Here is a 23,875-nt window from a genome sequence, read left to right as displayed (position 1 = left end):
GCGCTTACATGCTCTTGTAAAGACAAAAAGGAAACAAAGTTGTTTGAATACATAGGTGTGGGGCATACCCATATCGATTTTGAAAACACCATAAGCATAAACGAAAAAATCAACGTTATCGATTTTCAATATTGTTATAATGGTGGTGGCGTGGGAATTGGTGATTTTAACGGTGATGAGCTACCGGATATCATATTTACCGGTAATCAAGTATCTTCAAAAATATATCTAAATCAAGGAGGACTACGGTTTCGTGATATAACGAAAGAATCAAAATTCAATACTAAAGATTGGGTTACGGGAGTCTCAATAGTGGATATTAATGCGGATGGCTTGGATGATATTTACCTGAACGTGGGCGGTGCGGATTGTAACGGCAATTGCCGTAATCTACTTTTCATAAACCAAGGAATCAATAAAAAAGGTATCCCCGAATTTATAGAGCAAGCCAAAGAATATAACCTTGATGACTCAGAATATTCGCAACAGACTGTTTTTTTTGATTATGATTTAGACGGTGATTTGGATGCCTACATCGTCAGAAACGGAAATGTAAGATTTGACAAAAATTCTCCTATACCTAAACGTTATTTCCCTAAACATTTAAACGACGTGCTTTTACGCAACGATACATCAGATAAATATCCACATCCGGTATTTACTGACGTTACCGAAGAGGCGAAAGGATCTCAAAAAGGTTTTGGCCTTGGAGTGGGAATCAACGATTTTAATAATGATGGCAGGGTAGATGTATATGTTTCAAACGATTTTATAACAAATGACCTATTATATCTAAATGTGGGTTCAGGTGATAGTACCTCATCCAAATTCAAGGAATCATCATCAACCATGTTGGCACATGAAACCTATAATGCCATGGGCGTTGATATTGCCGATATCAATAACGATACCTATCCGGATATTATGGTTTTGGACATGCTTCCCTCTAACTATAAAAGGCTAAAGACCATGATAGGTGCCATGAACTATGATAAATATATGCTGGCACTTAAGAATGGCTACACACCACAATACATGCGTAATACCTTGCAACTTAACAATGGTTTTGAAGATTTTGGCAAAGTTAATTTCACCGATGTAGCTTTTATGGCCAACGTATCAAGAACAGATTGGAGCTGGGCCCCTTTATTGGCAGATTTTGACGCAGATGGTGACAAAGACGTTTTTGTGACCAATGGTTACGGGCTAGATATCACAAATTTGGATTTTATAAATTATACCAAACAAAGCAATGCCTTTGGAACGGTTGAAAGCAGGGATAAAAAAATCAAAGAGTTGGTTTCTAGGCAAAGGGCTGTCAAACTTCAAAATATCTTTTTTGAGAACAGTGAGAATTTAAACTTTGAAGATGTTTCTTTACTATGGAGCGATGAAAAAGTTTCACTGTCCAACGGTGCCGCCTTTTCGGACTTGGACTTGGATGGTGATTTAGATCTGATCATAAACAATATCAACGAAAAGGCTTTTATCTTAAAAAACAATGCCTCATCCAAGAAAAGCTTTAGGTATCTAAAAATACGACTTAACGGTTCGTCCCAAAATAAACATGCCATAGGTGCAAAGGTCACTATTTGGAATCAGGGAAAACCCCAGACGCATTTTCAGTCTGTTGTTAGAGGGTATTTGTCTTCCGTAGACCCCATTGTTTTCTTTGGGGTAAAAAACAAAAAAATTGATTCCTTAGAGGTTAAATGGCCAACGGGAGCGGTTACCAGATTAAAGAACATCGCTTCAAACCAAACCATGACTTTAGAAATTACGAAGGCTAAAAAAGAAAAAACCCACCATTTGGATAACAATAAACTATTTACTTTAAATAGCGACATATTGTCCTTTACCCATCGGGAAAATGTGTCCAATGATTATCTCTCGCAGCAATTATTGTTGACGCAGCATTCAAAACAAGGTCCTTGCTTCGCCAGTGCAAATATTAATGGTATTAGGGGAGATGAGTTATTTATAGGAGGCAGCAAAGGAATACCGGGAACTTTGTGGGCACTTAACGAACAAAATAGATATGTTCAAGTACAAAAACTGGATTCCATTTATGAGGATATGGCAGCCATTTTTATAGATTACGATTCTGATGAAGACTTGGATCTTTATGTTGCAAGCGGTGGCAATGAATTTAACAAAGGAGCACCCGAATATGCAGATAGGTTGTATGAAAACCTGGGCGATAATGGGTTTGCATTAACGACCCATACATTACCTGCGAATAGATCGGCTACGAGTTGCGTAAAACCTTTTGATTATGACAAAGACGGCGATGTTGATATATTCGTAGGCGCTAATATTGTTCCCGGAAACTATCCGGAAACGCCTTGCAATTACCTTTTATCGAATGAAAATGGTTTTTTTACAGAGACAGCGGTCAAGTCTTTAGCTAATTCCGGTATGGTCAAAGATGCAGTTTGGGCAGATATCGACAATGACGGATGGAGCGATTTGGTACTCGTTGGCGATTGGATGTCAATACTGGTTTTTAAAAATCATTCGGGAACCTTAAGAAAATGGGACGTTCAAATAAAAAATGAAAATGGAGAAACAATAGTTTCCAATGGATGGTGGCGCTCTATCGCTCAAGGCGATTTCGACAACGATGGCGATTTAGACTTTTTGATCGCAAATCAAGGATCAAATAATTTTATAGACCCCACTCAGAAACATCCTGCTTATATCTACAATCAAGACTATGATGGCAACGGTAGTATTGACCCCCTCATTGCGGTTTATTATACTACAAAAGACGAAAAAAAACTTATGCCGCTACATTCCAGGGACGATGTTATGAAGCAATTAGTGTCCTTAAAAGGCAAATATCAAACGTATGAACAGTTTGCCGAGGTAGATTTTAGAACGCTTTTAAATATTGACCATATTGATGAGGTCACTTTAAAAGCCCATATTTCTGAAAGCTCGTATCTTGAAAATCTTGGGCAAGGTAGTTTTAAACTTATTCCGTTGCCGAAAGCATGCCAAGTAGGCCCTATCAATTCCTTTTTGGTCAAAGACCTCAATAATGACAAAAATTTAGATGTTTTGCTGGCAGGCAACGATTTTTATGCAGAAACCCATTTTGGGGGGTATGATGGTTTAACAGGCATCTTTTTAGAGGGTTTCGGCTCTGGAAAGTTTAAAGTGTTACCCTCAAAAGAAAGTGGTTTTTATTTGCCCGGCCATACAAGTCAATTGATTGAAATTAAGGATAGGCAAGACCGCAGTTTGTTTCTTGCCGGGCAAAACAACAAAGAACCAAAAATATTTGAGTTGAACAAAAAATCTGGGAATGAGTAGTGTAGCGCAGAAAATTAGGGAAGATATAAGGGTTGTTAAAAATGAGAACAAAACCGAATGTACAATACAGGTTGTTTCTGAGGAAAATGACTTGGTGATTTACAAAATAGATTTGCGACCCGATGAAAAGTTCATCCCGGAACCAATAGTTTTAGAATGGAAGACGCCAGCGTTGAACGTAAAAGGGGTCTGGAAACCCACATCGGATTTCTCAAAGCGAATTGAGGCCGATTGGGAACTGGATAATCATGAATCGAGAATCTCAATAGATTCTCCCGTGATTTCACTCTTTGGCAACACAGATGAGAACGTCCTTTGCTTTTCTTGTTCAAATGCCATCAATAAGATAGAGCTTGGAGCAAAATATAGGGAAGAAGACGATAACATCTATTGTAAAATCATTCTTTTTACCGAATGTAAATATGCTATCTCGGATTTCAGTATCGAGGTCAGGGTTGATTACAGGAACATTCATTTTTCGCAAGCTTTAAAAGAAACGGCCATCTGGTGGGAAACCTTTTCTGCACTAAAACCCTCTCACGTTCCAGCGATTGCAAAAAAACCTCTGTATTCCACTTGGTATCAATTTCATCAAAACCTGGACGAAACAGTGCTGCTTAAAGAATGTCGTTTGGCAAAGGCGATTGGTTTTGAGGCGATAATCATAGACGATGGTTGGCAAACCAGGGACAATAACCGTGGTTATGATTATACGGGTGATTGGCAATCGGAACGTTTTGGGGATTTTGGGGCTCTGGTAAAAAATATGCAAAGCTTGGGAATGAAAGTAGGTCTTTGGTATTCCGTTCCTTTTTGTGGGACAAAGTCTAAGGCCTATCAAAGGTTCAAGGGAAAATTTTTGACCGAAAACCATAGATGGGCCCCGGTCTTTGATCCCAGATTCCCTGAAGTCAGAAATTACTTGGTAAGTATTTATGTCGCAGCTGCGAAAGATTGGGGACTTGATGGGTTTAAATTGGATTTTATCGATGATTTTAAAGCGTATCCCGATACTAATTTTGAGCTGGATCCAGAACGTGATTTTTCCTCTATCAATGATGCCGTTGATGCTTTGTTGACCCAAGTAAGCGATGAGGTCAAAAAGGTAAATCCAGATATTTTCATAGAATTTAGGCAAAAATACACCGGTCCCGCGATGCGAAAATATGGCAATATGCTTCGTGCTTTTGATTGTCCTGGCGATTATACGATGAATCGCGTGCGTATAGCGGACATCAAAATGTTATGTGGCGATACCGCAGTGCACTCCGATATGGTGACTTGGCATTTTGATGAGCCAGTCGAGAATGCCGCACTTCATTATTTAAATACCATGTTCGGGGTACCGCAAATTTCGGTTATGTTGCACAAAGCTCCAGTAGCACATATAAACATGATCAAGTTTTACACGAATTTTTGGGATAAAAACTCAAGGTTATTGTTAGCGGGTGATTTTACGCCAACCTCACCCATGACCAACTACCCTATTAAAAAAGTTACGTCGGACAATAAAGCCATAATCGGGGTTTTTGAAAACAACTTTGTAGTACTTGAAACACCTTTTCATCAAATAGATATCCTAAATGTGAAACCTTCTGAACTTTTAGTACTTGTTGCTAACCATAATTTTGGTACATTTAATTGCCAAATTTTTAATTGCGAAGGAAAATTGATCAGAGAAGAACCTTTTATCTTAAATAAAGGTGTTAATTCTCTACGAGTTCCCTTTTGCGGTATGGCTCAGTTACGACTGATAACCAATTAAAACAACCAATACATGGGGACATTATCCATTATCTCTTTTTTAGGCTTTACCTTATTGGTAGCTGGCATCGCTTGGTACGCTACACGAAAAACAAATGAAAAATCGGCGGATGGCTACTATTTGGGCGGAAGAAGTTTAGGAGCCATAACCATAGCCGGATCATTATTGCTTACGAACCTATCCGCAGAACAGATTGTAGGGTTAAATGGCCAAGCCTTTAGTGAAGGTATTCTTGTAATGGCTTGGGAGACCCTTGCCGCAATCGCTATGGTAATCACTGCCGTATGGTTTTTGCCCAAATACATGAAAAAGGGGATAACCACAATACCCGAGTTCATACAAGGGCGTTTTGATGAGAATACTAAGGCAATCCTATCCGTATTGTTCTTGATAGCTTTTGGCATTGTTTTATTGCCAACCATACTCTATGCCGGTTCCAAGGCTTTTATCACTATGTTTCAATTGCCTGAAACCTTGGGTATATCTGAAACCGCATGTTATTGGGTATGTGTTTGGAGTATTGGTCTAATAGGTATTGTTTATGCAATTTACGGGGGATTGAAAGCTGTGGCCGTATCAGATTTGGTCAATGCCATAGGCCTGTTGGTCGGTGGTTTGCTGATTCCTTATTTTGGGTTGATAATGATCAGCGACGATGGTAGCATTACAGGTGGATTGGCTAAATTATGGTCTGAAAACCAAGATAAATTTGATGTAACGGGCGATGTTACTTCTTCCATACCGGTTGGGACAATCTTTACGGGAATGATGATTGCCCAAATGTATTATTGGGGTACCAACCAATCTATCTTACAACGTGTTTTTGGTGCAAAAAGCTTAAAAGAAGGCCAAAAAGGAGTTTTATTGGCTGCTTTTGTCAAGTTTTTGATACCTGTGATCGTGGTTTTGCCCGGTATTATTGCCTATAACATGTTTGGAGCAGAATTTACCGACGCAGATGCCTCTTATCCAGAATTGGTGAGGAGGGTCTTGCCCGGTAGCCTATTGGGTTTCTTTGCCGCAGTTTTGTTTGGGGCCATTTTAAGCTCGTTCAATAGTTTGCTGAACAGTAGTGCAACGCTTTTTGGTTTTGATCTCTATAAAAAATTCTTTAAGCCCCAAGCGACCGAATTACAAACGGTAAAAGCCGGTAAACGATTTGGGCTAGGTCTGGCCATTGTTTCCATGTCTATCGCTCCATTTATCAGATATGCACCGGATGGTTTGTTTTCTTATATACAACAAGCACTGGGCAGTTTAAGTGTGCCGATTTTAGCGGTTGTTCTAATTGGTATTCTTACGAAAAAAGTGCCGGCTATCGGTGCGAAAATCGTTTTGATAGGAGGGGTGTTGATGTACTTGTGCAGTCTGTTGGTACTCGAACCCAACATGGTCAACGGTGCACTTGCCAATGCAGCGGCAGAGGGTATTACAGATGTTGCGCAATTGGCGATAATTAAGGCGGAAGCATATCCTCACTTTCTTCACGTAATGGGTATCCTTTTTGTTGTGAATATCATTATCATGTTGGTTGTAGGCCTTGTCAAGCCCAAAACAACTGTTTATGTGCCAAAAATTACCGATGTTATAGATACCACACCTTGGAAATATGCCTGGGCCGTAGGCGGCTTGATTACCCTATTGGTCTTAAGCACGTACTTTATTTTTTAATTTTTGGATTGTCGGTTTTGATGAAATTCATAGAAAATTTTGTTCCTGAACTTGTGATTGATTCCCCCGGCAGAATAAATATTATCGGGGAGCATACCGATTATAATATGGGTTATGTTCTACCCACTGCCATTTCCAAAAAAATAGTTTTTAAGTTTTGCAGGAATAATTCACAAGATACTTGTAATGTGTACAGCAAAACATACGATGTTGGTTTTACCGTAAACCTGGCTTGGATTTCTCGAAGCAAAACGGAGTGGGAAAATTATATTTTGGGCGTTTTACACGAAATCGGCAAGCGTTCGGATAAGCTGCAAGGGTTTGACTGCGTAATTGATAGTAACTTACCGGGGGGCTCGGGACTTAGCTCTTCCGCAGCTCTGGAATGTGGTCTGGCCTTTGGATTGAACGAGCTTTTTTCCTTAGAGTTGAGCAAACGGGATATTGTTGAGCTCTCACAAACTGCGGAACATACATACGTGGGTACGCAATGTGGGATCATGGATCAGTTTGCATCGGTCATGAGTAAAAAAGACCATGTAATCCTGTTGGATTGTACATCTTTAGAGCATAATTACATTCCGGTTGATTTTAATCCCTATAAAATCATTATGCTCAATACCAATGTATCGCACAATTTGGCATCCAGTGAGTATAACGTTAGAAAAGCGGAATGTGCGGACGGGGTAGCTATTATAAAAAAAAGCTATCCCAAGGTAAATTCTTTACGGGATATCACAAGAAAAATGTTAGAGGAACACAAAAGTAAAATGGCAGGAAAAGTCTATGATAGGTGTTCTTTTATAATCGATGAAAATAAAAGGGTCATTGCGGCTGCCGAGGCATTGAAAACAAACGATTTTGATAAACTTGGTACATTATTGTACATGGCGCACGATGGTCTAAGCCGGTTATACGAGGTAAGCTGTGTGGAGTCCGACTTTTTGGTCGATTTTTCTAAGAATAACCCCAATGTGCTGGGAGCAAGGCAGACCGGCGGTGGTTTTGGTGGCTGCGTTCTGAATATTGTTCACGAAAGCGCTGTTGAGGACTTTGTTGCATCTGCTTCCGATGCCTATCTCAAAAAATTCAATAGGTCGCTTATTCCTTTTGAAGCGATTATAGGCCCGGGAACCAAAGTCGTTTCCCAAGCCTTTTAGTTTTTATAATCCGGCTAATGTACTGTCTGTGGTATCTTTGAGCTCATCAACAAAATAGCCTTCTACAACTTCTTTTAGGTGTGCTTCCTTAAGAACGGAATTGGCCATTTTATAATCTTCTTGTATAAGATTTTTGGCTGGGAACGTATCACACTCAAGTTCCCTTCCCTTTTCGTCACAGACCTTTAAGATAGCAGTGCCCGAGATAATGGATTTTCCTGTTATGGTAAGCGTTATATCTTTGCCCGGTTCGTTACTCGTAGGAGATTTTTTGATACTGCTTTCCAAAAGTATTTCAGACTTTAACGTAGATACTTGCTTAGCAAGTTCGCTGGACTTTTTATCATTGCTACAGGATATGAATAGGGTAGCGATGGCGATGGTCAACATTTTGTATTTCATAATCGTACTGTTTTAGTTGTTTGTTAATTACAGTACAAAGATGAAGCAATGGCCTAGGTCCCGTTACGCCTAAAATAGGTAAAATACAGCCCCTGTTTTCAGGGGTCAATTGTCCAAAAGCCCTATTTTAATGGCATGTTTGGTCAAGCCTGCCAAATTTTTAACCTGTAGTTTTGAGATAAGGTTCTTCCGGTAACTTTCAATGGTATGCTTGCTCAAAAAAAGTTTATCGGCTATTTCTTGGGTGGTATTCTCTTCGGCGATTAGTTTTAAAACCTCAATTTCGCGCTCGGTAAGATTAACTTCCTCGTTTTTTTTGTTCTCGAACATTGCATCGGTATAGGCCCGTTTAATTTCCGTGGAAAAATACTTCTCACCGCCCACTATGGTTCTTATCGCATTCAACAATTCTTCCTTTTCCGCGTTTTTTGGTACATAGCCATCTACATTGTTGCGTATGAGCTTATCTATCATATCGCCATCAATATGCATGCTTACCACTAAGGTCTTTAGGGTAGAGTATTTATCCTTGACCATTTTGTTGAGTTCTATACCGTCCATTTCTGGCATAGTCAGATCCGTGACCAGTAAATGTAGGTCATCGGCACCGTTTATATCCAAATATTTGATGACCTGCGTGCCGTTTTTGGCCGTGGTGACCACCTCGAATTCCGGGGCGTCTTTTAAAATACTTAACAGACCATCAATGAACATTTTGTGATCGTCAGCTATTATCAATTTATATTTCATGCTGTTTATTTTTTAAAGCTTTTCTCTTAAAGATAAAATATCCTAAATAGGTTAGCCATGTAATTGAACTACCCACACAGACAAATATAATCGTAATACCTAAAATGGGCATACCGCATCTTGCTTCGAAACCTTCAACCATATTCGGTTTTGGATAAAACCATTGTGGAAAAATAAAGAAGTGACCAATTAGTATGAGAAAGGTTACGGGTATCTTCAACCTTCCAAGACCTTTCCTATCCGCGAATCGGTACAACAATATTTGTATTGCCGCTATTGATATGATAAACAGGTAAATCATTATGCTACCGGGATTTCTATTGAAACAACCGTGCCTCTATGTTTGGTTGAATCTACATTTAAGTTTCCTTTCATGCCCTTTACCCTACTTCTCATATTTTCAAAACCGATACCATCTTGGGTGTCGGAAGTGTCAAAGCCTTCTCCGTTATCCTCAAAAAGCAAGGATAGTTCATCATCGATTTTACTCAAGTGAATATCTACTTTATCGGCGTTTGCGTGTTTTAAGGTATTGGTCATTAATTCTTGTATGATTTTAAAAAGCTCGGCCTGGTAACTGTCGGTAATGGTATTTATCTCATCTTCTGGATAAGGGTGAAAACCAATTTCCAATTTTCCTGTATTTGCGATTGATCTAACATATTCCTTTATGAGTCCGGTAAAGGCGTTCTGTTTAAATTTTTTTGGAATCAAGGTATGTGAAATATCGCGAACCAATTGGTAGGTCTCATCTATCTGCTTATTTATGGGCTTGAGTTCTTCGGCACCTTTTGATATACTGGAAAGCTGTAATTTTATACCTGCTAGGTTACCGCCGATACTGTCATGCAATTCTTGGGCGATTCGCTTGCGTTCCTCGTCCTGACCTTCGATAGATGCCTTAATAAGGTTAAGTTCCTGTTCTTGTTTGAGCGACGCTACTTTTTGTACGTTGATTTCTTTTTCCTTTTTTGAAAGTTCACTTTGTGCCTGTATTTTTTGATAATAGGTGAACAGCAAAGCGATTATGGGTATTAGAATGATCAAAAATCCGATAAGAAAAGCCGTTTTAATGGTTCGCTGTCGTTTAAGTTCTGATTCTTGTTGAATTTGTTCTTCTTTTAGGTTCAGGATTTCTTTTTCCTTTTGTAATGTTTCATACTGTACTTCTAGCTCTTTGCTTATTTTTTTTTGTTGTTGTTCGTTGATTTGGTTTCTGACATTCATCAATTGTGTCATTACGGCGTATGCATTTTTTGTATCGTTCATCGCGTAAAAGACCTTTCGTTCCAAATCCAATATTTGGGCCTGATAGTGTAAATTTTCGCGATCTAACGCATTTATGTAAGATGTGGATAAAATCATTGAGGCTACATCATAATTTCCCTGCTTGTAGTATAGGTTGCCAATTTGGGTGGACCCTTCAAAATAGAATACGTCAAAACCCTCTTTTAGACCTTTTGTTCTACTCTCGTCATAATAGCGTAGGGCATCTTCAAATCTATTTTCATTTTCGGCCAGTCTACCCAGTTGCATCTTCACGGCCAGTTCCATCTCTATATTTTGGGATGCTATGCTTTCTGACAAGGCCTTTTCATAGTAGTTTTTTGCTTTTTCAATATTACCTAGATTGTAAAACGCATCCCCTAAGTATACTTTGGCCGTACTAGTTGGTATGGGCCATTCACCTGAAAACTGTTTGATGGACGGCTCTAAAACCGCGATGGCCTTATTATGGTCCCCCTTTAGGTTGTAAACTTTGGCCAAGCCAATTTTATGTAAATATTGAAACTTCGTGTCATTGGCCTTTTCAGCTTGGGTTATTCCTTTAAAATGCCATTTTATGGCATTTTCGAACAGGCCATTGAATTTACTTCCGTTGGCCAAAATGAGATAGGCTTTGGTGTAATATGGTTGTTTTTCCTCTTCGGTCTTGTCCCAATTAACAATTTCCTTTACATACAGATTGCCATAATACATAATGGAATCTGTATTTCCTTTTTTGATATGGTATTCAGCCAACTGGTCAAATATCGAAAATCTCTGTACACCATAAGAGGCTTCTTTCAACGCATCATAATAGGGCTCCAAAGATTTTTGCCTCTGATTGGGAATCGTAGAAAACCACATTTTCCCTTCCTTTTCACCACTTTTGTTCAGTGAGTCGGCTATATGGTTCTGGCCAAATGCAAAAGGCATCGTAATGACCAACAAAAATAGTAGGGATATGCATTTTGATTTGATATATAATGTGCTGTTTTTCAAAAAATACGGTTTAGCCGGGTAGGTATATTCGTTTCAAATGGTTTCCTTCTAACTCGATAATTTTTTTATCGATAAATTTCATGACATCGGGACAGTTCTTTTCAAAATCATCACAAATTACGGTTTTTGATTTTTTATCCGTTTTTATGGTAACGATAAGTTTGCTTGTACATGAAGTTTGGGTCGTATAATTATTTTTTAATTCCCAAAATCCTTTTGCTTCAATATCTTTAAAAAAATCGGAAACCAATGTACTATCCAACGCTAAATGGCTAGCTACATTGTATTTTTCAACAGAATGTTGTGATGTTGTATCCGGGAAATAAAAAATCGTATCGTTTTTTAAAATGAACCTGTCGTAATGAAATGCTCCACGTTCCAAGGTTATCATGTAGTTTTTGTTCACGCTCGTATTGCCATTAACAACAACGATTTCTTTTTGGGTATGTGTGAATAGGCAATAATAAAATAGCAATCCTAGAATTGGAATCAACAATAATCGTCTATACTTCAAAACACCCATATGTACACATTTGAAAATGTATACAAATATGAAGGCTTTTGTTACCGTAAATGAGGCCTTAGGTAGCCAAATATGAATCCCTGAATACCGTGAGGTCAATCAACGGCCATAGATTTGTTTTTTGATATATGCTTCATGATAACCTTGGCATGAATACGGGAATTTTCAATGAACCACTTGTGCGTTTCCATGCCACCACAGATAACACCGGCTAAATATAATCCGTCAACATTACTTTCCATCGTTTCTGGATCATAGCTGGGCAGTTTTTTTTCATCATCCGATAACCGTATCCCTAGTTTTTCGAGAAATTCAAAGTTGGGCATATAGCCTGTCAAGGCCAAAACAAAATCATTTTTTAAATGAACGATTTCATTTTTTTGGTTGTGTATAATAATCTCTTCATCTGTGATTTTGGTAACTTGGGCGTTATAATAGGCCTTTATGCTGCCTTCTTCTATTCGATTAATGATATCGGGGCGTACCCAATACTTAACGCGTTGACCTATTTCGGGCCCCCGAATGACCAAAGAAACCTCGGCTCCTTTTCTATAACATTCCAAAGCAGCATCTACCGCCGAATTACTGGCACCGATAACGGCTACTTTTTGGCCTGCATAAAAGTGGGGGTCTTTATAGTAATGTGATACTTTGGGCAAATTCTCACCTGGAATATTCAAATAATTGGGTAGATCATAAAAACCTGTGGCGACCACCACATTTTTGGCAGTGTACGTTTTTTTATCGGAAACAATCGAAAAACTATCTCCGGTTTTGGTTACCGTCGAAACTTTTTCAAAAAGATTGATGTTCAATGTATTGGATGTAACGATTCTTCGGTAGTATTCCAAAGCCTCATCCCGTTTTGGTTTTGCTTCTTTGCTGATGAAGGGGATACTATCGATTTCCAGCTTTTCCGAAGAGGAAAAAAACTGCATGTTCACGGGATAATTAAAAAGCGAATTTACAATAGGCCCTTTTTCAAGAATTACATAGTCCAATCCCTTTTTTTGGGCTTCCAACCCGCAGGCTATGCCTATTGGGCCGCCCCCGATAATTACCACATCATGCATATTCATTACCCTGCTATTTCTTTTAATTCTTTTATGGTATTGGTCGGGTCATCACTTTTGAAAACAAAGCTCCCGGCCACCAAAACATCGGCCCCTGCATTTTTTAATTGGTTGGCATTTTTTGAGGTTACCCCACCATCGATTTCGATTAGGGTACTTGCCCCTTTTTTATCAATTAGGGTCTTTAGAGCCTTGACCTTCTCATATGTATTTTCTATGAATGATTGGCCTCCAAATCCCGGATTAACGCTCATTAGGCAAACTAAATCTATATCTTGAATGGTATCCTCTAACAAGTTGATGTTCGTATGCGGATTGAGTGCCACACCCGCTTGCATTCCTTCGGCTTTTATGGCCTGTAAGGTTCTGTGCAAGTGGTTGCATGCCTCATAATGTACGCTCAATATGCGTGCTCCCAATTCTGCAAAAGTTTTGATGTACCGATCAGGTTCAATAATCATTAAATGTACGTCCAAAGGTTTGGTGGCATACCTTGCAATAGCTTTTACCACTGGCATACCATATGATATATTGGGTACAAAAACGCCGTCCATTACATCAATATGGTGCCAATCGGCATCACTGTTGTTAACCATTTCAACATCACGCTGTAGATTTCCAAAGTCTGCGGCCAGTAATGATGGGGCTATTTTTGTTTTGCTCATAGGTATGTTTGCTTATATATTGTACAAAAGTAATGAATTGCGATACCATGTAAAACTGTAGATATTGGCTTTATTTGATGCTTTTTAGACCTTCATAAACCGCCACACTAACAGCATTGGCCAAATTAAGGCTTCTGATATGTTCGCTATACAATGGGATTTTATACAATGCCTCCGAATTTGAGCTTGTAATTGATTTTGATAGTCCAACCGATTCCTTGCCAAAAACCAAGAACATTTCTCTTTCAAAAGGAATTTCCCAATGATTTTGTTTACCATGGCTTGAAAAGTATACCAAATTTTTGTTTCTGTGCTCGGAGAGAAAATCTTGTATATTCTCATACACGATTACGGATAGGTGCTTCCAGTAGTCCAGTCCCGCTCGTTTTAAACGTGTGTCATCAATTTCAAAACCTAAAGGTTTTACCAAATGCAACGTGCAACCTGTCGCTAAGGCCAATCTACCGATATTCCCGGTATTATTGGGAATTTCGGGCTCAACAAGTACAATGTTAAAGGCCATTTATTTTTTTATGGATTGTAAATACAAATGTTCTACTTTTTCTCTGGCCCAGGGGTTTCTTCGGAGGAAATTTAAACTGGATTTTATCGAGGGATTGCTTTTGAAGCAGTTGATATTTACTTGGCCCGCAAGATCTTCCCATGTGTAATTTTGGGTAAGATATTCCAATATATCTACCAATTTTACCCCGTGTAACGGATTGTTGGGCTGTGTGTGTTTTTCTTTTTTACCGTAATTATTCATAATACAAAAGTATTAAAATGAAAAAACTCCGGTAATCAGCCGGAGTTTATTCATCAATCAAAAAACGAACAGTCATGATAAACTGTTGTATTAGTAAAATTACAACTTATATGCCAAAAATCCAATTTAAGGATTATTTAACGTGTAATTTGCTTTAGATTATCCAAGATATGTTTTCAAAATTTTACTTCTAGACGTATGTTTTAACCTACGTATCGCCTTTTCTTTTATTTGGCGAACCCTTTCCCTGGTAAGGTCAAAAGTCTCCCCGATTTCTTCCAAGGTCATTGAATGTTGGCCCGCCAAGCCAAAGTATAGTCGAATAACATCTGCTTCCCTAGGGGTTAATGTTTCCAAAGCACGTTCTATCTCAGTACGTAGAGATTCATGCAATAATTCCTTATCGGGATTAGGGGATTCGCCACTACGCAAAACGTCGTAAAGGTTGGAATCCTCACCATCGATCAATGGTGCATCCATAGATACATGTCGTCCAGAGTTTTTCAAAGATTGTTTAACATCTTCGACGGTCATATCCAACTCTTTTGCAATTTCCTCGGCAGAAGGTACACGTTCATGTGCTTGCTCCAAAAAGGCAAAAGTCTTGTTTATTTTATTTATAGAACCGATTTTGTTCAACGGTAAACGTACAATACGTGATTGCTCTGCCAATGCTTGTAATATAGATTGACGAATCCACCATACGGCGTAGGAAATAAACTTAAACCCACGTGTTTCATCAAAACGTTGTGCTGCTTTAATCAATCCTAGGTTTCCCTCATTGATCAAATCAGGTAAAGTAAGGCCTTGGTTTTGGTACTGCTTTGCGACCGATACCACGAATCGGAGGTTGGCTTTCGTAAGTTTTTCAAGAGCGATCTGGTCGCCTGCCTTGATGCGTTGTGCCAACTCTACTTCTTCATCAGCGGTAATCAAGTCTACTTTTCCAATTTCTTGTAAGTACTTGTCCAAAGATGCGGTCTCCCTATTGGTGACCTGTTTTGTAATCTTAAGCTGTCTCATTAAAATAAATTAAGTTCAATTTGCATAGACTGCATATATTTATACGTAGAAAAGTCGCAAATGTTACAATTCTATTACATTATTTTAATAATTACGTTAAACGGCATAAAAAAGCCCCGTACAAATGCATGAACGGAGCTTTTTATAATTTTAGTCAACGTCTAACGTAATGTTAATCCCTTCTGGGCTTACGGTCTCTGTTTCTATTATCTCTACCACGATCACGGTCATTGTTTTTTCGTGCCGGTCTTTCTACGTATCCTTCGGGTTTGGGCAATAATGCTTTGCGAGATACCTTCTCTTTACGCGTTCTAGGATCGGTTCCGAAATACTTAACATCAAATACGTCGCCCATATTGACCACATCGGAAACATTTTCGGTACGTTCCCAAGCCAATTCGGATACGTGTAGCAATATTTCGTTACCGGGTGCATCCATATATTCTACTACTGCGCCAAAGTCCAGCATTTTGATAACTTTTACTTCATAAACGCTACCTACTTCTGGCTTGAACATCAAAGCATCTATTTTTGACATGACGGCATCAATACCTGTGCTGCCTACCCCTAAGATTTCAACAATGCCCTCTTCGGTAACCGGGTCTTCATTGATAACGATTGTGGTATCGGTCTCTTTTTGAAGTTCTTGAATCACTTTTCCACCAGGACCTATCAAAGCACCGATGAATTCATTAGGAATACGTCTTGTGACCATTGTTGGTGCATGTTCTTTAACATCTGCATTGGGTGCGGCGATGGTATCGGTCAATTTCTCTAAAATGTGCAAACGACCATCTCTAGCTTGTTTCAGGGCATTTACCAAAATTTCATAGGATAACCCCTTTACTTTAATATCCATTTGACAAGCGGTAATACCCTCTGCCGTACCGGTTACTTTAAAGTCCATATCCCCCAAATGATCCTCATCTCCAAGAATATCGGAAAGAACAGCATATTTTCCAGAATCGGCATCGGAAATCAATCCCATAGCGATACCCGAAACCGGCTTTTTCAATTGTACCCCTGCATCCATCAAAGCCATTGTTCCCGAACAAACGGTTGCCATAGAAGAGGAACCGTTAGATTCCAATACTTCGGAAACCACACGAACGGTATAAGGACAATCTTCCGGGACCATTCCTTTTAAAGCACGTTGTGCCAAGTTACCGTGACCAACCTCTCTTCGGGAAGTGCCACGAATAGGTCTTGCCTCACCTGTTGAAAAAGGAGGGAAGTTATAGTGCAGATAGAAACGCTCCTCACCTTCATGGGAAGGCATATCAATCTGATTCGAATCCCTAGAAGTTCCCAAAGTGACCGTTGCCAGTGCTTGGGTTTCCCCGCGCGTAAAAATTGCCGAACCGTGTGTGGAAGGCAAATAATCTACCTCGCACCATATAGGGCGAATCTCGTCGGTCTTACGACCGTCTAAACGCAATCCTTCATTTAAGGTAAGGTCACGAACGGCTGCTTTTTCGGCTTTATAGAAATACTTGGAAATCAATCCGCCAAAATCTTCTTGTTCCTCTTCTGAGAAAGAAGCAATGATTTCTTCTTTGATTTCTGAAAATGCAGCACTTCTTTCATGTTTGGCAGAACCTGCTTTTGCCACGGCATAGACTTTATCATAAGCCATGTCATGTACTTTCTTTGCTAAATCTTCATCTTCTCTTTCTGGTTCGTACTCACGTACTTCTTTCTTGCCGAAGGCCTGTGCTAATCGCTCTTGCGCAGCACATTGCACTTTAATGGCTTCGTGTGCGAATTTAATCGCCTCTGTCATTTCCTCTTCGGAAATTTCATCCATTTCGCCTTCGACCATCATTACGGAATCAGCAGAGGCGCCGATCATCATATCGATATCGGATTCCTCTAATTGCGCTCTGGTCGGGTTAATAATGAATTCACCGTTTACCCGGCCTACGCGCGCTTCTGAAATGGCACATTCAAAAGGGAAGTCGGATAGCTGAATCGCAGCGGATGCCGCCAAGCCAGCCATGGCATCAGGCATAACGTCCTCGTCATGGGACATTAATTGAATCATTACCTGCGTTTCGGAATGATAATCTTTTGGAAAAAGTGGACGCAAAACGCGATCTACCAAACGCATGGTCAATACCTCTCCGTCACTTGGTCTTGCTTCTCTTTTAAAGAAACCGCCCGGGTAACGACCTGCGGCCGCAAATTTTTCACGGTAATCTACCGTCAAGGGAAGAAAGTCCACATCACTCTGTTTGTAATTGGAAACCACGGTACACAATAGCATACATTTTCCCGATTGTACAACAACGGACCCGTGGGCCTGTTTTGCCAATTTTCCGGTTTCGATAGAAATTTCCCTACCGTCACCAAGGTCTATGACCTCTCTAAATACTTTTGGAATCATAAAATTGATTTTTACCCGATATTTTCGGGATTTTGTTAAACAATGGTCACTCCGTCATTTTCTCTGGTCGGAGTTGTGTGTGTTGTGTTGACCAATGAAAAACTGTGTGCAGCTTTTAGTTTGCCTAAAATTTATGCTCCCAGGCATAGGAGTACTATAAAAAAGGGGAAGCATTGCTTCCCCTTTTTTATTATTTTCTAATACCCAATTCTTTTATTATTGCACGGTATCTCAAGATATCCGTTTTAATCAGGTAATCCAATAAACTTCTTCTTTTACCCACTAACTTTACTAGGGAACGCTCTGTATTAAAATCGTGACGATTATTTTTCAAATGTTCGGTTAAGTGGTTGATACGGTGTGTGAACAGAGCTATTTGTCCCTCTGTAGAACCTGTATCTTTTTCAGACTTGCCGTGTTTCTTAAAGATTTCGGCCTTCACTTCTTTGGTTAAATACATTCCAATATTGTTTTAAATGATTTTTATGTATTTGATTGTCTTTCAATCAGGGCGCAAATATAAGATTATTTTGTAATGTGTACATTTAAAACCTAAAGAAATTTATGCGTTTTTCAAAACAGGTAATAGTTTGCCCAAACCATAGGTATAAATGATGAAATCGAAAAAAAATCCGTAGAAGGTTTTATTAAGAACGAATCGGGTTGTTTTCGATTAAATCAATATAAAGATTAATTTTCTTTTTCAATTGGCTCCTGTGCACGATGAAATCCAAAAACCCGTGCTCTTTTACGAATTCGGCAGTCTGGAAACCTTCAGGCAATTCTTTCCCCGTTGCTTCTTTTACCACTCGTGGCCCTGCAAACCCTATGAGTGCACCGGGTTCAGAAATATTGATATCGCCCAACATGGCATAAGAGGCTGTGGTACCACCTGTCGTGGGATCGGTACAGAGCGAAATGTAAGGAATACCGGCATCGGCCAATTGGGCCAATTTTGCCGACGTTTTTGCCAACTGCATCAAGGATATGGCGGCTTCCATCATACGGGCACCACCCGATTTGGAAATCATAACGAACGGGATTTTCTTTTTTAGCGCATGGTCTATACCCCGAGCAATTTTTTCCCCGACAACGCTACCCATTGAGCCTCCGATAAAGGCAAAATCCATACAGCACACGACCACATCTTTTCCTTGCGATTTCCCAACAGCAGTGCGGACAGCATCTTTGAGTCCGGTCTTTTTCTGTGCGGCTTTTAAGCGATCCGAATATTTTTTGGTATCCTCAAATTTCAAAGGATCCTTTGCGGTAAGCTTTTCATCCAACTCTTTGAACTTATTGTCATCAAAAAGAATTTCAAAGTACTCTTTACTACCGATGCGTACATGGTAGTCGTCCTCTGGGCTAACATAAAAGTTTTTTGCCAGTTCTTCCGACTCTACGATTTTTCCTGTTGGGGATTTATACCAAAGTCCCCTGGGGGTATCTTTTTTTTCCTCGGTAGCTGTTTGTATTCCTTTTTCCTTTCTTTTAAACCAAGCCGTCATATTTTCCATTTTAGGTTAGGATGTATTTTAGAAATTATAAGGTATTTACATTGTTAAGATCTTCAAACGCCTTTTTTAATCGCTCAACAAAGCTCTTCTCGCCTTCGCGCAACCATACTCTTGGGTCATATTTTTTCTTATTGGGTTCATCGGCTCCTTCGGGATTCCCTATTTGAGACTGTAGATACTCCTTGTTGTCCTGAACGTAATCCCTTACGCCTGCCAAAAAAGCATATTGTAAGTCTGTATCGATGTTCATTTTGATGACACCGTAACTGATACCTTCTCTGATTTCTTCAACAGTTGAACCAGAACCGCCATGAAATACAAAGTCGATGTGATTGTGCTCAACACCGTATTTTTCAGAAATGTATTCTTGCGAATTTTTCAGGATTTTTGGGGTCAATTTTACGTTGCCTGGCTTGTAAACCCCATGAACATTGCCAAAAGCTGCTGCGATGGTAAATCTTGGGCTTACTTTTGAAAGTTCCTCGTAGGCATATGCCACTTCTTCGGGTTGGGTATATAATTTTGAATCATCAACATCGGAGTTGTCTACACCATCTTCTTCACCACCTGTAATACCCAATTCTATCTCCAAGGTCATGTCCATTTTGGCCATGCGCTCTAAATATCCTTTACATATTTCGATATTCTCTTCCAAAGGTTCTTCGGATAGATCGATCATGTGGGAACTGAACAGCGATTTTCCGGTCTCCGCATAGTGTTTTTCACTAGCGTCCAAAAGACCATCGATCCAAGGCAATAATTTTTTTGCGCAGTGATCGGTATGAAGGATTACGGTGGCACCATACGCCTCTGCCAATTGGTGCACATGTTTTGCACCGGCCACGGCACCTTGTATCGCTGCGTTCTGGCCTTCGTTCGAAAGTCCTTTTCCCGCATTGAACTGTGCGCCGCCATTGGAAAATTGAATGATTACGGGCGCTTTGAGACTGGCAGCCGTTTCCAAAACACCATTTATGGTATTAGAGCCTATTACGTTTACCGCAGGAAGGGCAAACCCTTTTTCTTTAGCGTAGTTAAAAATTTCTTGTACTTCGTCTCCGGTCGCGACTCCCGGCTTAATATTGTGAGACATATAAATATATGTTAGTTAGTTTTTTTGTGAGCCACAAAAGTAATAAAATAATTGACGAAACTCAGGTTTCGAAAAACCGAAAAATATAATGAACATCCTATCGTGGAGAATCTATAACAAGTTTCGTGAACAATTTTTACGATTGCTTTAAAAAGGATAGTTTATACCAATGTTGTAGACGGCGTTTCCTAGATTGTAATCACTGAACCACCTTTTCGAGGTCTCCAGAGCGGGATTGTAGGTCTTGAAGCCTACATCAAGCCTGAAAACAAAATAAGTAAAATCATACCGTATGCCCATACCCGTTCCCAGAGCAATATCTTTTAGGGAGCTAAAGCCGTTAAAAGTGGCCTCGGGGTCTTCTACATCATCAAAAACGTTCCAAATATTCCCGGCATCTGCGAATAGGGCACCTTTTATATTGCCAATGATGGGAAAACGATACTCAAGGTTAAACGCCAGTTTTAGATTGGCCTCATTGAAATCGTTGAGATTTTGTGTGCTTCCCGGACCAAGGGAATAGGGGTTCCAAGCTCTGTTATCATTAGAACCACCGGCAAAATAACTGCGAACAAAGGGTATATTGTTCGAGTTGCCGTATGGTATCGCTATACCTGCAAAACTGCGCATGGCCAAAACATTGGTCGGCGAAAGTTGCCAATGTTTGATGAAATCAAATTCGGTTTTTACGTATTGCGAATAGGCCACTCCAAAAACGAGCCCGTTCCCATCGTTATTTTCTTCAAACGGTATTATATTGGAAACCAAGGATAAAAGATTACCTGCGCCTTCGACCTTAAAACGAAACTGATAAAAACTCAGGTCATTTATACTGGTTTTATTGTTTTTTGAAAAACTGTAATTGGTGGTAAAAATAAGATTGTCTTCGGTCAATCTTTGTCTACGTTCCTCGATAGTGTTTACAAGACGCCTATCGTCAATATTGGATGTTACGGTATTATCAAGTATTGAATTTGTAAATCCACTGGTTCCAGAAGGTATAATTAACCTAGGTTCTGTAGTACCTTCGGGAGTTTCAAAAAGTTCGGCCAGCTCTGGAAATTCGGTTGGATCGTCAAAACGGTCCGCTACACCATCCAAAAGCCTGTAACTGTTTTGGTAAACATTGAAAAAATTCTCAGGATTCACATTGCGTACAAATTGAACGTTCAAAAGTTCCAGTTCGTTTCTTTTGGTGCTTGAAGGAGTCCAATTATACCCCAATACAGCATTCAGGGTTTGTTTGTCCAATCCTATATTTTTTTGAAAGCTAGTACCAACGGTCATCCTGGTTTGCGGAAGCATGTAATACGGAATGATTTTTTTGGTATTGAACGGCAGCCATATTCTGGGGAAAGTCAGATTGATATCCCCCCCGATTTCCGAGAAAAAATCTTCGGGCAAGTCTTGATCGCTCAAAAGCCCAAATGAGCCCCTGGCAGAAATATTCAAAGTTTCCGCTCCGCCAAAAACATTTCTTGTGATCAAGGCCGAACTAAAAGCGATGCCTAAACGTTGAATGTTTGAATGTGTTACATCTAAATTGGTTTCCAAGGAGTATTTGGGCCTGGCGGAAAGATATATGTTGGTCTTTAATTTATTTTGTGTGCTATCTTCTTCAAGTTCTATGGTCGGGTAGCGAAAAGTATTGAGGTTTGATATTTGCCTATACGTTCGTATTTTGTTGAGTTCCCTGTAAATACTGTCTTTTTCTATGAAAATGGCATCGGTCAAAGCTTTGGGTTTGTAGCGCAGTTTGTCCTTAAAATATATCGTGTAGTTATTGTAATCTACAGATTGTAAATCGTTTGGATCATCATCGAAACGGTAGTCTGCATAAATATTTATCTTATTGAATGTAAATACTTCATATTCTGTTGTGGTCAGAGTACTGTCACCTCTTTTTTTGAGGTTGTCGATATTCAATTCCACATCCATACCACGGTCCCCTCTTGTTGTTGAGGTATCCCTTAAAATATTAAATGTGATAGAACTTTCTTGAAAATTGTAAACCCCGGTATTTCTAAAAATGGAGGTCAACCGCTCTCGTTCCTTGTTAAAGTTGGACAGGTCAAACTGTTCACCCTCTTTGATCAATGAGTTTTTAAAATTCAAAGCATACAATGAATCTATGGCCTTGGATGCTGTTTTTTTTGTGAGAGTATCGATCATATATGCATTTCCCAAGTCGATTTTATAGCTTATTTCTGCTCTTTGTTCCCTTTTGGTGCTATCGATAGTAAAAGTAGTAGTGTTATTGAAATAACCCCTATTGCCATAATACGCACTCATCCGCTGTAGTGATTTGCATGTTTTGGAAGTATCAATGATCACTGGGGCTTCACCTATTTTTTTGAGCCATTCGCTGTAGCCTTTGACCAAAAAGGATTCCCCAAGGCTGTCAACCTGTTTTTTTGACAGCCAATTGATTAGTCTTTGTTCCCGTTTCTCCTTTTTATGTAACCAAGCTTGGTAAGAGGAATCTGGATTGGGTTTTGCCAGATTATACAGGTGTAACCGTAATGGGAAACCTAAAAGATTGCTGTTTGGTTTTTGAGAGATAAGGCTTTGAATATCGGTATCGGTAACCTTTTTTCCATCTGCGTAAATGGTGTTCTTGACCAGTAATGCCTCATCAGCATCAACCCTTTTTAAGGCATTGCACGAACACAGGATAATGCATAACAAGAATACCCTTATTTTTGCGGTACCGGCAATAAAAATCAAGCGTCTTGTCATAGAGTCCAAAAATACACGTTTTCCTATGGTTGTCAAAAGTCAACTAAAATTTATAAATAGCCTACAACAAAAAAAGTACCGAACGCAACATGGCCTTTTTGTTGCTGAAGGAGTAAAGTTGGTTTCAGAACTTTTGTCTTCTGATTTTGGGGTATACGGTGTTTATACGACGTCCCCTGAAACATTACCGTCGCATGAAAAAATTATTCAGGTTTCCAAAGTAGATTTGGCCAAAATGAGCGGACTCAAAACCCCAAATACCGTTTTGGGCGTTTTTTACATTCCGGAAGATTCGTCTACAATACCTCATAATTGGTCAGTGGCTTTGGACGATGTTCGCGATCCGGGCAATTTGGGAACCATCATCCGCTTATGTGACTGGTTCAATATTTCACAGGTTGTTTGCTCACCAAATACCGTTGATTGCTACAACCCAAAGGTATTGCAAGCCAGTATGGGCTCAATCGCAAGGGTAAAGATCGTTTATATTGACCTAGAAAAATTCATTGCGGATTCCAAGCTTTCCGTATATGGGGCTTTTATGGGTGGCAAACCGGTGTACCGAGAAAAATTCCCGGAAAAGGGGATTTTGTTGATGGGTAATGAGGGTAAGGGTATTTCTCAAAACCTTGAAGCGTTGGTACATCAAAAAATAAGCATACCACAATTTGGCAAAAAAACTACCGAGAGTTTAAACGTAGCAACGGCAACCGCTATTTTATTGAACGAGATAAGAAGAGACTAATAAATCAGGTGTTT

Annotated in this window: 19 protein-coding genes; 5 read left to right on the top strand and 14 right to left on the bottom strand. The window is 39.5% G+C overall.

Annotation, left to right across the window (positions count from 1 at the left end; translation table 11 throughout):
• Nucleotides 1–39: 39 nt before the first annotated feature.
• The 4 genes from HYG79_RS03095 to galK are packed head-to-tail and all read left to right on the top strand — an operon-like array spanning nt 40 to nt 7,914.
• On the top strand, nt 40–3,318 hold the full coding sequence (locus HYG79_RS03095; RefSeq protein WP_228027926.1) for a VCBS repeat-containing protein: 3,279 nt from the start codon (nt 40–42) through the stop codon (nt 3,316–3,318).
• A complete protein-coding gene (locus HYG79_RS03090) occupies nt 3,311–5,083 on the top strand; it encodes a glycoside hydrolase family 36 protein (RefSeq protein WP_179240704.1) in 1,773 nt (590 codons plus the stop codon). Before HYG79_RS03095 ends, HYG79_RS03090 begins: the two co-directional genes overlap by 8 nt.
• A 12-nt stretch (nt 5,084–5,095) precedes the next feature.
• A complete protein-coding gene (locus tag HYG79_RS03085) occupies nt 5,096–6,754 on the top strand; it encodes a solute:sodium symporter family transporter (RefSeq protein WP_179240703.1) in 1,659 nt (552 codons plus the stop codon).
• A 20-nt stretch (nt 6,755–6,774) separates the two neighbouring features.
• Nucleotides 6,775–7,914, top strand: coding sequence for a galactokinase (gene galK, locus HYG79_RS03080; protein ID WP_179240702.1), 1,140 nt, complete (start codon nt 6,775–6,777; stop codon nt 7,912–7,914).
• A gap of 3 nt (nt 7,915–7,917) precedes the next feature.
• Here galK and HYG79_RS03075 read toward each other — a convergent pair whose 3' ends face one another.
• The 14 genes from HYG79_RS03075 to tamL all read right to left on the bottom strand — a co-directional run bounded on the left by HYG79_RS03075 (nt 7,918) and on the right by tamL (nt 23,152).
• Complete coding sequence (locus HYG79_RS03075; RefSeq protein WP_179240701.1) at nt 7,918–8,316, bottom strand: hypothetical protein; 399 nt, start codon at nt 8,314–8,316, stop codon at nt 7,918–7,920.
• Nucleotides 8,317–8,421: 105 nt separating this feature from the next.
• Nucleotides 8,422–9,066 carry a response regulator gene (locus tag HYG79_RS03070; RefSeq protein WP_179240700.1) on the bottom strand — a complete coding sequence of 215 codons (645 nt, stop codon included), beginning with the start codon at nt 9,064–9,066 and terminating at the stop codon, nt 8,422–8,424.
• A gap of 300 nt (nt 9,067–9,366) precedes the next feature.
• Entirely contained in the window at nt 9,367–11,331 is a 1,965-nt protein-coding gene (locus HYG79_RS03065) for a sensor histidine kinase (protein ID WP_228027925.1), read from the bottom strand.
• A gap of 10 nt (nt 11,332–11,341) precedes the next feature.
• Nucleotides 11,342–11,854, bottom strand: a complete 513-nt coding sequence (locus HYG79_RS03060) for a hypothetical protein (protein ID WP_179240699.1) — start codon at nt 11,852–11,854, stop codon at nt 11,342–11,344.
• 95 nt (nt 11,855–11,949) lie between these two features.
• On the bottom strand, nt 11,950–12,933 hold the full coding sequence (locus HYG79_RS03055) for a YpdA family putative bacillithiol disulfide reductase (protein ID WP_179240698.1): 984 nt from the start codon (nt 12,931–12,933) through the stop codon (nt 11,950–11,952).
• Nucleotides 12,933–13,592 (bottom strand): ribulose-phosphate 3-epimerase, encoded by a 660-nt coding sequence (rpe, locus tag HYG79_RS03050; protein ID WP_179240697.1) that lies wholly within the window; start codon nt 13,590–13,592, stop codon nt 12,933–12,935. The genes HYG79_RS03055 and rpe overlap by 1 nt, the downstream gene beginning before the upstream one ends.
• A gap of 70 nt (nt 13,593–13,662) precedes the next feature.
• Nucleotides 13,663–14,115: a tRNA (cytidine(34)-2'-O)-methyltransferase gene (locus HYG79_RS03045; protein WP_179240696.1), complete on the bottom strand. Its 453-nt coding sequence runs from the start codon at nt 14,113–14,115 to the stop codon at nt 13,663–13,665.
• Nucleotides 14,116–14,358, bottom strand: coding sequence for a VF530 family protein (locus tag HYG79_RS03040; RefSeq protein WP_179240695.1), 243 nt, complete (start codon nt 14,356–14,358; stop codon nt 14,116–14,118).
• Between the two features lie 159 nt (nt 14,359–14,517).
• A complete protein-coding gene (locus tag HYG79_RS03035) occupies nt 14,518–15,381 on the bottom strand; it encodes a sigma-70 family RNA polymerase sigma factor (protein WP_073180565.1) in 864 nt (287 codons plus the stop codon).
• Nucleotides 15,382–15,553: 172 nt separating this feature from the next.
• Nucleotides 15,554–17,767: a polyribonucleotide nucleotidyltransferase gene (locus HYG79_RS03030; RefSeq protein WP_179240694.1), complete on the bottom strand. Its 2,214-nt coding sequence runs from the start codon at nt 17,765–17,767 to the stop codon at nt 15,554–15,556.
• Nucleotides 17,768–17,957: 190 nt separating this feature from the next.
• Nucleotides 17,958–18,227, bottom strand: coding sequence for a 30S ribosomal protein S15 (gene rpsO, locus HYG79_RS03025; protein WP_179240693.1), 270 nt, complete (start codon nt 18,225–18,227; stop codon nt 17,958–17,960).
• Nucleotides 18,228–18,414: 187 nt separating this feature from the next.
• Nucleotides 18,415–19,275, bottom strand: a complete 861-nt coding sequence (accD, locus tag HYG79_RS03020; RefSeq protein ID WP_179240692.1) for an acetyl-CoA carboxylase, carboxyltransferase subunit beta — start codon at nt 19,273–19,275, stop codon at nt 18,415–18,417.
• 34 nt (nt 19,276–19,309) lie between these two features.
• Nucleotides 19,310–20,377 carry a class II fructose-bisphosphate aldolase gene (fbaA, locus tag HYG79_RS03015; protein WP_179240691.1) on the bottom strand — a complete coding sequence of 356 codons (1,068 nt, stop codon included), beginning with the start codon at nt 20,375–20,377 and terminating at the stop codon, nt 19,310–19,312.
• Nucleotides 20,378–20,524: 147 nt separating this feature from the next.
• A complete protein-coding gene (gene tamL / locus HYG79_RS03010) occupies nt 20,525–23,152 on the bottom strand; it encodes a translocation and assembly module lipoprotein TamL (RefSeq protein ID WP_317168475.1) in 2,628 nt (875 codons plus the stop codon).
• Between tamL and HYG79_RS03005 the strand changes: the two genes are divergently transcribed.
• Nucleotides 23,142–23,861, top strand: a complete 720-nt coding sequence (locus tag HYG79_RS03005) for a TrmH family RNA methyltransferase (protein ID WP_179240690.1) — start codon at nt 23,142–23,144, stop codon at nt 23,859–23,861. The two genes, tamL and HYG79_RS03005, sit on opposite strands and share 11 nt — an antisense overlap.
• Nucleotides 23,862–23,875: the final 14 nt, after the last annotated feature.

Source organism: Costertonia aggregata (genome assembly GCF_013402795.1).
In the GTDB taxonomy this organism is placed as follows: Bacteria; Bacteroidota; Bacteroidia; order Flavobacteriales; family Flavobacteriaceae; genus Costertonia; species Costertonia aggregata.
Note: the sequence above shows the minus strand (reverse complement) of the source record. Positions and strands in the feature narration are given on the sequence as shown.